This is a genomic window from Arthrobacter sp. efr-133-R2A-63 (assembly GCF_030209795.1).
Taxonomy (GTDB): domain Bacteria; phylum Actinomycetota; class Actinomycetes; order Actinomycetales; family Micrococcaceae; genus Arthrobacter; species Arthrobacter bambusae_A.
The window spans coordinates 45,696-58,510 of sequence record NZ_JARVRG010000036.1 but is presented as its reverse complement, the minus strand read 5'-3'; the positions used below and the strand labels follow the sequence as shown (position 1 = coordinate 58,510).

Annotated in this window: 10 protein-coding genes and 2 riboswitches; all 10 genes read left to right on the top strand. The window is 64.9% G+C overall.

Going from position 1 to position 12,815, the window contains the following annotated elements; translation table 11 throughout:
• Positions 1-247: 247 nt before the first annotated feature.
• Complete coding sequence (locus QRN45_RS18890; protein ID WP_078106270.1) at positions 248-943, top strand: iron-dependent transcriptional repressor DtxR; 696 nt, start codon at positions 248-250, stop codon at positions 941-943.
• Between the two features lie 126 nt (positions 944-1,069).
• A riboswitch (cyclic di-AMP (ydaO/yuaA leader) is annotated at positions 1,070-1,280 on the top strand.
• Between the two features lie 2 nt (positions 1,281-1,282).
• Positions 1,283-2,101, top strand: a complete 819-nt coding sequence (locus QRN45_RS18885; protein ID WP_241708161.1) for a M23 family metallopeptidase — start codon at positions 1,283-1,285, stop codon at positions 2,099-2,101.
• 145 nt (positions 2,102-2,246) lie between these two features.
• Positions 2,247-2,413: riboswitch (cyclic di-AMP (ydaO/yuaA leader) on the top strand.
• A gap of 5 nt (positions 2,414-2,418) precedes the next feature.
• Positions 2,419-3,183 carry an NlpC/P60 family protein gene (locus tag QRN45_RS18880; protein WP_241708162.1) on the top strand — a complete coding sequence of 255 codons (765 nt, stop codon included), beginning with the start codon at positions 2,419-2,421 and terminating at the stop codon, positions 3,181-3,183.
• A gap of 250 nt (positions 3,184-3,433) precedes the next feature.
• Positions 3,434-3,934, top strand: coding sequence for an HNH endonuclease (locus QRN45_RS18875; RefSeq protein WP_028266173.1), 501 nt, complete (start codon positions 3,434-3,436; stop codon positions 3,932-3,934).
• 36 nt (positions 3,935-3,970) lie between these two features.
• Positions 3,971-4,618, top strand: a complete 648-nt coding sequence (mobA, locus tag QRN45_RS18870) for a molybdenum cofactor guanylyltransferase (RefSeq protein WP_241708163.1) — start codon at positions 3,971-3,973, stop codon at positions 4,616-4,618.
• 31 nt (positions 4,619-4,649) lie between these two features.
• Entirely contained in the window at positions 4,650-4,937 is a 288-nt protein-coding gene (locus QRN45_RS18865; RefSeq protein WP_171983416.1) for a DUF6457 domain-containing protein, read from the top strand.
• Positions 4,934-6,310, top strand: coding sequence for a molybdopterin molybdotransferase MoeA (locus tag QRN45_RS18860; protein WP_284764294.1), 1,377 nt, complete (start codon positions 4,934-4,936; stop codon positions 6,308-6,310). Before QRN45_RS18865 ends, QRN45_RS18860 begins: the two co-directional genes overlap by 4 nt.
• A gap of 62 nt (positions 6,311-6,372) precedes the next feature.
• Complete coding sequence (locus QRN45_RS18855) at positions 6,373-8,706, top strand: FdhF/YdeP family oxidoreductase (RefSeq protein WP_284764293.1); 2,334 nt, start codon at positions 6,373-6,375, stop codon at positions 8,704-8,706.
• 1 nt (position 8,707) lies between these two features.
• Positions 8,708-9,589 (top strand): formate dehydrogenase accessory sulfurtransferase FdhD, encoded by an 882-nt coding sequence (fdhD, locus tag QRN45_RS18850; RefSeq protein WP_241708166.1) that lies wholly within the window; start codon positions 8,708-8,710, stop codon positions 9,587-9,589.
• 148 nt (positions 9,590-9,737) lie between these two features.
• Complete coding sequence (locus QRN45_RS18845) at positions 9,738-12,761, top strand: alpha-mannosidase (protein WP_284764292.1); 3,024 nt, start codon at positions 9,738-9,740, stop codon at positions 12,759-12,761.
• Positions 12,762-12,815: the final 54 nt, after the last annotated feature.

The window sequence follows — 12,815 nt, the reverse complement described above, 5'->3', positions numbered from 1 at the left end:
GCCTAGATGGGTCGTGGCAGGTGGCAAGCTGCCTCCTTCGACTTCCCAATTCTGCCCGACGCCGCAGGCGGGGGCAGAACCGGAGGTGTCATAGTCCGCCACGTGGAAAGCATTTGTTTGGTCGGCTCCGGATGGGACGGCGGAAGAGCGCTGGACCGGCGTCGTAATTATCCGGAGTAATTCCAAATAAGCTAAGCTTGGAGCTGGCGAAAACACGCAAGATACTGCGCTCGAGGAGCTGAGCTGGATGACGGATCTGATCGATACCACTGAGATGTATCTTCGGACCATTTTGGAGCTTGAAGAAGAGAACATCGTGGCTCTTCGCGCACGCATCGCCGAACGCTTGCGGCACTCCGGCCCAACTGTTTCCCAGACGATCGGTCGGATGGAACGCGACGGCCTGGTGATTGTGTCCAACGACCGGCACCTTGAGCTGACCGAAACGGGCCGGAAACGCGCCACGGAAGTCATGCGCAAGCACCGGCTCGCGGAACGGCTCCTCGCCGATGTCATCGGGCTTGACTGGGCCTACGTCCACGATGAAGCGTGCCGCTGGGAGCACGTCATGAGCGAGCGCGTGGAGCGGCGGCTCTACGAGCTCCTGGACCACCCCACGGAATCGCCCTACGGCAACCCCATTCCGGGACTCGAAGCATTGGGCGGAGCCGCGTCCCACGCGTTTACGGACGGCGTGGTCAACCTCCTTGACGCGATGAACGAATACTCACCTGAAAACCGGGTCACCGTCAGCCGATTGGCCGAACCGATCCAGGTGGAACCGGAACTCCTGGTGCAGCTGGACGAGGGCGGAATCCGTCCCGGTGCCAGGGTTTCCCTGGAACGGGTGGGGGAGTACATCTCAGTCCGCGTGCCCAATATCGACGGCGCCCTGGAGCTGCCGCCGGAGGTTGCCTCGCACGTGTTTGTCACGGTCGCCTAGCCTCTCCGGCAAGGCGAGCGGCAAAGATAACGAAATTATTACCGCGGGGGCTTAATCCCCTATAGTTGGGTACTGGCGCCGATACCAAAGCGTTACCTGATCCGAAGCCGAGTTCTGCCAGTGGATCAGGTGGATTAGTCCATTCACTGGCAGAAGCGGGGGAACCACCATCGGCCGTCGAAAGACGGCCTTGGGGTGAAGTCCGCAGCAGAAGCACACATTGCGCAGGGTCCTCCTCGGAGTAGCCCTGCGCTTCGCGTCCTTCGTGCGGACCGGGTCCACGATCTCTCTGGCCCGAATCCGACAGCTAACTTCGCAGGCTTGCCAGAGAGGAAAACCTTGACCACGCAGAACACCAGGGGCCGCAGGCGCGCGTCCGGTCCTGCTGCTGAGCTGCGGAGCGCAAGCGCCGTCGAGCACCAGCGGCCCCGCGATCCCCATCGCGAACTCCGCCGCCGCAAGGGACCTTTGCGGCAGATGGCCGAGTTCGCCGCAGCGAGCGGAGCGGGGCAGAAGGCCGGCGTGGCCCTTGCGGCTACCGGCCTCATCCTCACGATCGCCATGCCGGGCGCCGGCGCCATGACGGCCACCCCTGAGTTGAACCAGACGGCCCTGGCAGTGGGAACCCAGCCTGAAATCCCGGCCGCGGCAAGCGCCACGATCGATTTCAGCCGCGCTGCGGTTTCCACCACGGCAGATCCGGACAGCAGGCTCAAACAGCTCCTGAGCGCGCAGTCCGTCGGCACCATCACGACGTCGTCCTCCAAGGGCACACTCGGGGCGCCGCTGGATACCCTGATCACGGCCTCGCCGTTCGGTTACCGCGTGAACCCCATCACGGGCGGCCTAGGCGAATTCCACCGGGGCCAGGACTTCGTGGCCCAGTGCGGCACCCAGGTCCATGCCGCTGCGGCGGGCAAGGTGACCTTCGCCGGCTGGCATCCGTATGGCGGCGGGAACCGCATTGTGGTGGACCACGGCAACGGCCTGGAAACCACGTACAACCATTTGTCTTCGTTCAACGTCCACGTGGGCCAGACTGTCAGCCGCGGCGACGTCATCGCGTTGAGCGGCACTACCGGCGCCTCCACCGGCTGCCACCTCCATTTTGAAGTCATGGTCAACGGCGACGTCGTCGACCCCCTGGGCTGGCTGTAGCCAATCCGATGGAAGCCTCTCGCATGCTTGTCACGCTCCGTGACCTGAATGTGACATTCAGCCAAAACTCATGTACCGTCTAAGACGCATCAACTTTTAGAGAGTTGATGCACTCGAGTGGATTGCCTAGCTCTGCCACTGCTCGAGGTTCCGTTCGCAAAACATCGTCTGGCAGAGGCGGGGGACCCACTTTTGGTCATCTTCACGGATGGCCTTGGGGTTAAGTCGCACAACTTCCGAGAGGGAGAAGTGTGGCCGGATGACTCCCATCCGAATCCGACAGCTTACCTCGCGGGCATAGGGAGAGGCCTCTTAACGTGTCTTCACGCTCTACTGTCGCGCGCCACCGTGCCGCGGTCACCAAGACCAACTCGCTTGCCGTTATCGCTAAGACTGTCGGCAGCAACGCCGGTGGCGTAGGCCGTCAGGCAGCGGTTATCGCAGCTGCTTCCGGTCTGGTGCTTACTAGCGGTATCGCAGCCAACGCTGCAGAAACCAACGTCCCCCGCGAGTCCACTTCGACTTCCGCCCTGGAAGTCCAGTCCGTCGCCCAAGCCAGCATTTCGGCCGACTCCTCCGTCGCCATCAAGTACGAGCGCCCGACGGTTTCCACCGAGGCTGCTCCGGTTGTTGCTGCTCCGGTCGCTACCCAGGAAGCTGCTCCTGCTCCGCAGGCTGCAACGGGTGCCGCTACCGGCGTCTCGACGCTTTCCGTGACTGCTGCTGTTTCTCCCGCAACGAAGGTTGCCAGCGGCCAGGGCGCGGCAATTGCTGCCGCAGCTTACGCACAGCTTGGCGTTGCCCAGGACTGCACGGCCCTGGCTTCGAACTCCTTGGCTGCCGTTGGCATCCACTTCCACGGTTGGCCGGCAGACTACCTCTCCCTCGGCCGCACGGTCAGCGCTGCTGAAGCGCAGCCGGGTGACCTCGTCTACTACCAGAACGGTGGCATGGGCATGGCCCACATCGCCGTTTACGTCGGCAACGGCATGGCAGTCCACGGCGGCTGGAACGGTGGCACCACCGCCCTGTACAGCGTCAACGTCGGTTCCGGCCCGGTCTTCATCCGCGTCGGTGGCTAATTAGCTCCGGCTACATAGTTTTCACTGGAACATCCCCGTCGGTCCGCCGGCGGGGATGTTCCGTTTTAACCAGCATGCGCAAACGTGTCCGGCACATGAACTTTGACCGACACCGTCCTGGAACTCACGCTAGGATTCGTTGATCTGGCCTCCGGGTGTTTACTCTTAGGTTGTCGATCCACAGCCCGTACATGCAGAGGGCAGCCGGCCCTCGCGCCCCTGACGGGTGCGGCCGTGAAGAGGTACGTGCATGCGCACACTCGTTCTGAATGCTGGATATGAACCGCTGGCGGTAGTAACCTTCCGCCGGGCGCTGGTCCTTGTGCTCACCGGGAAAGCGAGCGTAGTGGCCGAAGGCGACGAGCCTGTCGTCGGGCCACAGGAGATTCTCGGACGTCCGTCCGTGATTCTGCTCAATCGCTACATCCGGCCAAGGTACAACACCATCACGGCGGTTACACGCCGCGGCGTCCTGCGCCGCGACGGCCACCGTTGCGCCTATTGCGGGAAAGCAGCCCACACCATTGACCACGTCCACCCCAAATCCAGGGGCGGCGCGGATTCCTGGGAAAACCTGGTGGCAGCGTGCCTTCGCTGCAACAACGCCAAGAGTGACCACACTCCAGCCGAGATGGGCTGGAAACTGAGGTTCACTCCCGCGGCGCCCACCGGGACTATCTGGCAGATCAAGGAGCTTGAGAAACCTGCGCCCGCATGGGATCCCTTCCTCCTCCCTGAATCGGCGGCCTGAACCGGAATTGAGCCGCTTCCCGGGTAATCTGGGCGGGTGGACTTTGATGCGGTGGTATTGGCGGGTGGCAAGTCCTCCCGCCTCGGCGGCGTGCCCAAAGCCCATCTGAGGTACGACGGCGCAACGCTCCTTCAGCGTGCCCTGGCGGCCACGCGCGGAGCCCGGAGAGTCGTCGTCGTCGGGCCGGATCCCGGCACATTGCCGGACGGCACGTTGACCGCACGGGAGGACCCGCCCTTCGCCGGACCGGCAGCCGCGATCGCCGCCGGGCTCCTCGCCCTGGAGGGGCAAGACAGCGAAGGGCAGGATTCCGAAGCGCGGCACGGCCAGAGTCCCTCCCCAGGCCATGCAGCCTGGGTGCTCGTCATGGCCTGCGACATGCCCCTGGCCGCCGCCGCTGTTCCTGTCCTGCTCCAGGAAGTTTCCGCCCATGCGGAATCGGAAGGAGCCCTGTCCATATCCTCCGATGGACGGAAGCAGCCCCTGCTCGGGATCTACCGGGTATCTGCCTTGCAACGGGAAGTGCAGGCTGTATCGGAAGAGGAGGGCCTGGCCAACGCAGCGGTCTTCCGGCTGCTTGCTAGGCTTGATCTGCTGGCCGTGCCCGTCCCCGAAGGGTCCACCGACGACGTGGATACCTGGGACGATGCCGCGGCGCTCGGAGTGGACGGCGACCTGCCGTGACAACAGCTGTACAGGACTGTGGAGGCGGATCGTGAAGAGCCAGGAAGAAACGCTCGAGGAATGGTGCAGGAGCCTGCTGCAAGCATATGAGCTCGAAAACGTCGAGATCGACATCAACGAGATCCTGTCCCTGGCAGGGGTTGCAGCCCATTCAGTGGTCCGGCCGGCGGCTCCTTTGACCACCTTCATCGCGGGCTTCGCAGCCGGACTCGCAGCGGGGTCCGGGCAGGCTAGCGAATCCGCGTCGATGGATGCCGCGATGGGCCTGGCCCGCACGCTCGCGAAGGACTATACGAACCCCGGAACCGACGCCGGATGACGGAAGCCCCCGAAGAAGGCGCCGAGCCGCTCGGCGCCGTGACCGAACCGGCCCCGGACGTTGAGCAGGTCCAGCACGCCGACCACTTGTGGGCCGAGGCGCGGCAACTAGCCTTCGACAGTGCCACGCCCATTCCCGCCGCTCCCGTCGCCCTGAAGGACGCCATCGGCAGGACCCTGGCCGCCGATGTGCACGCCCTGCAGGACCTGCCTCACTATGCGTCCTCGGCGATGGATGGTTGGGCGGTCAACGGCAGCGGCCCCTGGATCCTCGCGGAACCCGGCCATCGGCTGGCCCCGCACCAAGCGAGCCCGATCGTCACCGGTGGCTTGATCCCGCCGGGGGCCAAGGCAGTGCTCCGCAGCGAGAGCGGGGTCCTGACCACCGATGAAGACGGCCTGCCGCTGCTCGCGCTCGGCGGAAAAGCGAAACCGGGCGAACCGCGCAACGGCCAACACATCCGAAACGCCGGAGAAGAAGCCGCGGCGGGCGAGCTGCTGATCACATCGGGCGTTGTCTTGAACCCTGCCCACCTCGCCCTGGCCGCACTGGCCGGGCGCGACGAGCTGGACGTCCTCGGCAAGCCCCTCGTGAAAATGCTCCTGACCGGCTCCGAAGTGGTGACCGCGGGTGTCCCGGTCCCCGGCCGGGTGAGGGATACCTTCGGTCCCCAGCTTGGCGCCGTCGTCGAGCTCCTTGGCGGGATCCGCGGCGAGCAAATCAAGGTGGGCGACTCCTATGAAGAGTGGCTCGCGGGCCTTGAAGAAGGCGAGCTGTCGCCCGACGCGCCTCCCGCCGACGTCGTCATCACCACCGGTGGGACTGGCCGTTCGGGGACGGACCACTTCCGGCGGGCCATTGCGGAGCTCGGCGGCCGTTTGCTGATTGATGGAATTGCGATGCGTCCGGGACATCCCGGCGTGCTGGCCGAACTGCCGGACGGTCGCTTTGTGCTGGGTCTCCCCGGGAATCCGCTCGCGGCCATGATGGTCCTCTTCACGATCGGTGCACCGCTCCTCGCGGGGCTGGGGCACAGGGCGCTGCCGGAGGTCGGCGAGGTTCCTTGCGGTGCCATGCTCGACGCCGACCCGGGGCGCACGCGCTTGCTTCCCTTCAGGTTCGTGTACGGCTTGGCCTCGCCGGCCCAGCATGCGGGCCCCGGGATGATGCGCGGCCTCGCCAGCGCCGACGGAGTCATGGTGGTGCCACCGCACGGCGTGCAACTGGGAGAGGCGGTGCCCGCTTTTCCGTTGCCGTGGGGGCCGCCCCTTCCCCGGCCAAAGCCCACGGCGGACAAGGCCAAGAAGTCTCCCTCCCGGTCTGCCCGCAAGGTGCCGTCCGGGCCGGTCGACTGGAGCGCCCTGACGGGCTGAGAGATTCCGACGCCGAATGGACGCGGGTGGATTAGAGAGTCATGCCTTGCAATGATGGGGACATGAACAGGCATGCTCCCGAGCAGGACATCAACGAAGATGACCTCCAGATCCACCCACCCAAGCGCTCCGCCGCGGGCGTCAAGGCAGTCACCGTTGCATTGGAACGCGGTTGGGCCCAAGCGGGCGTCAGCCGGACCGTCAAGTCAATGCTCCGCGTCAACCAACGGGACGGTTTCGATTGTCCCGGCTGCGCTTGGCCCGAGTCCATCACCGGCAAACGCAGCCCCGCCGAGTTCTGTGAAAACGGGGCAAAGGCAATCGCCGAGGAGAGCACCACGCGCGTGGTCGGCGCGGAATTCTGGGCCCGGCACTCCCTGGCCGAGCTTGAGGACAAGACCGAATACTGGCTCGGCAGCCAAGGCCGCATTGCCGAGCCAGTGGTGATCCGCCCCGGCGACACACACTATTCGCCGATCAGCTGGACGGATGCTTTCGCCCTGATCGGCGAGCACGTGAATGCCACGACGCCGGAGCGCTGCGTTTTTTACACCTCGGGGCGGACGGCCAACGAGACCGCGTTCATGTACCAGCTGTTCGCACGCAGCCTGGGCACCAACAACCTGCCCGACTGCTCGAACATGTGCCACGAGTCTTCCGGGAGCGCCCTCAACCCGACCATCGGCATCGGCAAGGGCACGGTCTCCCTGGAAGACATCCACGAAGCCCAACTGGTGCTCGTTGTGGGCCAGAACCCGGGCACCAACCATCCGCGCATGCTCTCCGCCTTGCGTGATTGCAAGAACAACGGCGGCAAGGTTGTCGCCGTCAATCCATTGCCGGAAGCCGGGCTCCTCAACTTCAAGGATCCCCAGTCGCTCAACGGGGTGTTGGGCGGTGGCACGGACATCGCCGATGAATTCCTGCAGATCAAGGTCGGTGGCGACCTTGCCTTGTTCCAGGCGCTGGGCCATCTCCTGCTCGAGGAGGAGAAGCGGCAGCCGGGAACAGTGGTGGACCGCGCCTTCGTCGAGGCCCAGACCGACGGCTTCGAGGCCTACGCCGAAGCCCGGGCTGCGCTGGACTGGGTCGAGACCGAACGCGCCACGGGCCTGAGCCGCATCGAAATCACCAAGGTGGCCGGCATGCTGGCCGCCTCGAAGGGCACCATCATTTGCTGGGCGCTGGGCCTGACCCAGCAGCCCCACTCGGTGGACACCTTGCGGGAAATCATCAACCTGCTGCTCCTGCAGGGAAACTTCGGCAAGCGGGGTGCCGGGGCCTGCCCCGTCCGCGGCCACTCCAACGTGCAGGGCGACCGCACCATGGGCATCTGGGAGAAGCCTTCCGAGCGCTTCCTGGCAGCCTTGGACAAAGAGTTTGGATTCACCATGCCGCGGGCGCACGGATACGACTCCGTGGAAACCCAACACGCCCTGGAGAAGGGTGATGTGGACGTGTTCGTTTCCATGGGCGGCAACTTCGCCGCCGCGGGCTCGGACACCGTCGCGCTGGAAGAAGGGCTCAAGAGGGCCGGGCTGACGGTGCACATCTCCACCAAACCCAACCGTGCCCACGTGGTGCACGGCAAGACCTCCCTGATCCTGCCTACCCTGGGCCGAACGGACACGGACGACAAACACCCGGGCGGGCGGCAGATCCTCTCCGTGGAAGACTCCATGTCCGTCATCCATTCCACCCAGGGCCGGTTGACCCCGGTCTCGGAGCACCTGCTCAGCGAACCCGTCATCGTCGCACGCATGGCCCAGGCAGTGCTCGGGGATGGCCACCCTGTGGATTGGCGTGCCATGGCCGAGGACTACGACGTCATCCGGGACCACATCTCCAGGGTGATCCCCGGCTTCGAGGACTTCAACGCAAGGGTGCGGACCAAGAACGGTTTCGTGCTGCCCAATCCGCCACGCGACACCCGCACGTTCGCCACGGACATCGGCAAGGCACGCTTCACCGTGAGTCCGCTGGAGTACCTGGAAGCCCCGGCCGGCCACCTGATCCTGCAGACAGTCCGCAGCCACGACCAGTACAACACCACGTTCTACGGGCTCGACGACCGCTACCGGGGAATTTCCGAAGGCCGCCGGGTCATCCTTGTCCACGAGGAGGATCTCAGCGGGCTCGGCTTCGTGGACAGGGACATGGTGGACGTCATCTCCACTTTCGGCGGAACGGAACGCCGGGCGGACAAATTCCGGCTGGTTGCCTACCCCACTGCCAAGGGTTGCGCGGCGGCATACTTCCCCGAGGCCAACGCCCTGGTCCACCGGGAGCTCGTCGCCCGTGAATCCAACACGCCGGGCTACAAGGCCATGACAGTGCGTTTCGTCAAGCATGGGGATGCCGCCGGAAACCGGGATGCCGGGACGGTGGGTATCTGAGATGGGACGGGTGACCCAGCGCCGCAAGGTGCACAAATATGTCCTGGATGGCTCCGCCCAGGCGCTGGAGCACCCGGTCCGGTACCGCGAGGACTTCCTGGCTGTCGAGGAACCGCTCGAGGTGCGCCTGGGGCACCTGTCCTTCTCGGTGACCATGCGGACCCCTGGCGACGACTTTGACCTCGTGGCGGGCTTCCTGGTCTCCGAGGGCGTCATCTGGGACCCGGCCCAGCTCATTTCCCTGCGTTTCTGCGCCGGCGAGGACGAGAACGGCGTGCAGACCTTCAACGTCGTCGAAGCGCAGTTGCGTCCCGACGTCGTCCTTCCGGAGACCGGCCGCAACGTCTACACCTCCAGCTCGTGCGGGATCTGCGGCACCGACTCCATCGAGGCAGTGCGCAAATCCTCACACTTCAGCCCCGCTGGCGACTCCCTGAGCATTCCGGTCGAGGTTCTGGCGTCGCTGCCTGACCGTCTCCGCGAAGCACAAGCGGTCTTCGACAAGACCGGGGGAGTGCATGCCGCCGGACTCTTCCGGATCCACGACGATGGTGCCGCCGAGCTGCTGTGCCTGCGGGAAGACGTGGGCAGGCACAATGCGGTGGACAAGGTGGTGGGCTGGGCACTCCGCGAAGGACTGTTGCCCTTGAGCGGCACCGTCCTGCAAGTCTCCGGGCGGGCATCCTTCGAACTGGTCCAGAAGGCGGCGCTCGCAGGGATTCCGGTTCTGGCCGCCGTCAGCGCACCCTCCAGCCTCGCGGTGGAGCTCGCGCAGGAGACCGGCCTGACCCTGGTGGGATTCAGCCGGGGGACCAGCCTGAACGTCTATGCAGGCAGTGACCGGGTGGGTGTTCCGGCCGCATCTTCGGATGTGCGGGGTTGACCGCCAATCACTTGGCTATTGTTCCGGAACAACGTAGATTTTATCCATCGAATGGAATCTGTTTCTTCCGAACAATGACCCTGCCGATTCAGGCTGCTCATAACGGTAAGGAAGCAATCAACCGAGCCCACTGCAAAGGGGACCTCAATTGCACGACGACCGCCGGATCACCGAGAAGCGGCTCGAACGTTTTGTCCGGGAGCGGATAGCGCCCGCCATCTATGGCAGGGCACTGCCTCTTGAAATGAGCAGCTGGGATGCCCCGGGAGAGCCGGTGACGGTGTCGGAAGCAGTCCGCCAGGTCTTTGAACCCCAGGAACACGGTGCTGCGTGGGGCAAGGCCTGGAGCACCAAATGGTTGCGGCTTCGGGGCGAGGTCCCGGAGGGCTGGGGAGTCGCGGATGGCACCGCGGTGGAGATCGTCGTCGATCTCGGGTTCAGCATCGACGCTCCTGGATTCCAGTGCGAAGGCATCGCCTGGCGGCCGGACGGCACCATCATCAAGGCCATCTCCCCGCGCAACCAGCACGTCCCGCTGAAGCTGCTCGGTGGCGGCCTCTCGGTGGACTTCTACGTGGAAGCCGCCGCCAACCCGGACCTCAGCCAGGGGTGGAGCTTCGCAGCAACTCCCTTGGGGGACAAAACCACTTCCGGAGACGAACCCCGCTACCGGCTCGGACGCATAGCCATAGCCGAACTCAACGAGGTGGTGTGGGAACTCCACCAGGACATCTGGACCCTCAGCGGGCTGATGCACGAGTTGCCCTTCGAACTGCCCAGGCGGCATGAGATCCTCCGCGCCTTCGAGCGCATGCTCGACGTCATGGACCCGGACGATGTTGCCGGGACGGCAGCCGCCGGCAGGGAAGCCCTCGCCGAGGTCTTGAGCCGGCCCGCCTACGCCTCGGCCCACGAACTTCTGGCCACTGGCCACGCCCACATTGACTCGGCCTGGCTGTGGCCGGTCCGTGAAACCATCCGCAAATGCGCCCGCACATTCTCCAACGTCGTCGCGCTCATGGATGAGAACCCCGATTTCGTCTTCTCCTGCTCCTCTGCGCAGCAATTGGCATGGATGAAAGAGTTCTACCCGGAGCTGTTCATCCGGATCCGGGAAAAGGTCAAGGCCGGGCAATTCGTGCCGGTCGGCGGCATGTGGGTGGAATCGGACACCAACATGCCCGGCGGCGAGGCGATGGCGCGCCAATTCGTGGAGGGCAAAAGCTTCTTCCTGGAGGAGTTCGGCATCGACTGCCAGGAAGCGTGGCTGCCTGACTCCTTCGGATATTCCGGTGCCCTCCCGCAGATCGTCAAAGCCGCTGGGTCCCGGTGGTTCCTGACCCAGAAGATCTCCTGGAACCAGGTCAACAAAATGCCGCACCACACCTTCAATTGGGAGGGCATCGACGGCACGCGGCTATTCACCCACTTCCCGCCCGTGGACACCTACAACTCCGAGCTCCACGGCCGCGAACTCGCACACGCCCAGCGCAACTACCGTGAGCACGGCCGCGGCACCATCTCGCTGGTCCCGTTCGGTTACGGCGACGGCGGCGGCGGACCCACACGCGAAATGGTTGCCGCAGCCCACCGGACAGCGGATCTGGAAGGCTCGCCAAAGGTGCGCATGGGAACCGCCGAGGAGTTCTTCAAGCAGGCCGAGGCTGAGTACCGCAACCTCCCGGTCTGGGTAGGCGAGATGTACCTCGAGCTGCACAGGGGCACCTACACGAGCCAGGCCAATACGAAACAGGGCAATCGCCGCTCGGAACACCTGCTGCGCGAGGCCGAGCTTTGGTGCTCGACGGCGGCAGTACGGACTGCAGGTTCGTTCACCTATCCCGCGGCGGACCTCAAGCGGTTGTGGCGGCTGGTGCTGCTCCAGCAGTTCCACGACATCCTGCCGGGCAGTTCCATCGCGTGGGTCCACCAGGATGCGGAGCGGAACTACGCCGCAATCGCCCGGGAACTCGAAGGCATCATTGCGGGTGCTGCGTCCGCCCTGCTGGGCGAGGGAGACACCATGTTCCTGCTCAATGCAGCGCCGCACGAACGCAGCGGCGTACCCTCGCTCGCCGCTGCCGAGCCCGTCCACTCGGATCATCCAGTCAATGTCACGGAACGCGCCGGCGGGTATGTTTTGGACAACGGAATCATCCGCGCGGTGCTGGACGCTAACGGATTGCTGACCTCCCTGTCGGATTACGCAACGGGCCGGGAAGCCATTGCGCCCGGGATGTTCGGAAACCACCTTGAGCTCCATCGGGACACTCCCAACGAATGGGATGCCTGGGACATTGACGAGTTCTACCGCCGGAACGTCGTCTCGGTAGTCGACGCGCGATCGGTGACGCTGGAAAGCGCAGGCTGGGACGCCGTCGTCGTCGTGGAGCGGACGGTGGGCTCCTCCACGATCACGCAGCGCATTTCACTTGAGGCCGGCGCGGAATCCCTCGGTATTTCCACCACGGTGGACTGGCAGGAACACGAGAAACTGCTGAAGATCGGTTTCCCGCTGGATGTCCGCGCTGACCGTTCAGCCTCGGAGACCCAGTTCGGGCACGTATTCCGGGCCACGCACACCAACACGTCCTGGGAGGCTGCCAAGTTCGAATTCTGCGCCCACCGCTGGATCCACGTGGCGGAGCCGGGTTACGGTGTCGCGCTTTCCAACGCATCGAGCTACGGGCACGACGTCACCCGGACCATCCGCGACGACGGCGGAACCACCACCAATGTCCGCGTATCACTGCTGCGGGCGCCCAAGTTCCCGGACCCCCAGTCCGACCTCGGTGTGCACGTCCTGGATCTGAGCATCCGGCCCGGCGCCAGCATCGGCGACGCCGTGGAAGAGGGGTACCGGACCAACCTCAAGCCAAGGCTGCTGACAGGCGCGAACCCTGTGGAACCGCTCTTCACGGTGTTCAACCAAGCGCTGGTCATCGAGGCCGTCAAGCTTGCCGAGGACGGCTCCGGAGACGTGATCGTACGGCTTTACGAATCACTGGGGGAGCGTTCCACTGGCCTCATCACGGCCAACTTCGAATCCGCCAAGGTGCAATCCGTTGACCTCTTGGAGCGCCCGGTTGAGGCTCCAGGGGTGAAGCCTGGCGTGGGTGCCGCCGAACTTGCACTGCGCCCGTTCCAGTTGGTGACCTTGCGGTTCAGTTAGTGGCGACGGCGCGGCCGGTGGGCCGGGCCGGTTTACGGCGGACGCACAGGCTCC

What these genes read in the sequence shown, in the direction of transcription:
- QRN45_RS18890 (WP_078106270.1), top strand. Translation starts at nt 248, where the DNA reads ATGACGGATCTGATCGATACCACTGAGATGTATCTTCGGACCATTTTG.
- QRN45_RS18875 (WP_028266173.1), top strand. Translation starts at nt 3,434, where the DNA reads ATGCGCACACTCGTTCTGAATGCTGGATATGAACCGCTGGCGGTAGTA.
- QRN45_RS18860 (WP_284764294.1), top strand. Translation starts at nt 4,934, where the DNA reads ATGACGGAAGCCCCCGAAGAAGGCGCCGAGCCGCTCGGCGCCGTGACC.
- QRN45_RS18855 (WP_284764293.1), top strand. Translation starts at nt 6,373, where the DNA reads ATGAACAGGCATGCTCCCGAGCAGGACATCAACGAAGATGACCTCCAG.
- fdhD (WP_241708166.1), top strand. Translation starts at nt 8,708, where the DNA reads ATGGGACGGGTGACCCAGCGCCGCAAGGTGCACAAATATGTCCTGGAT.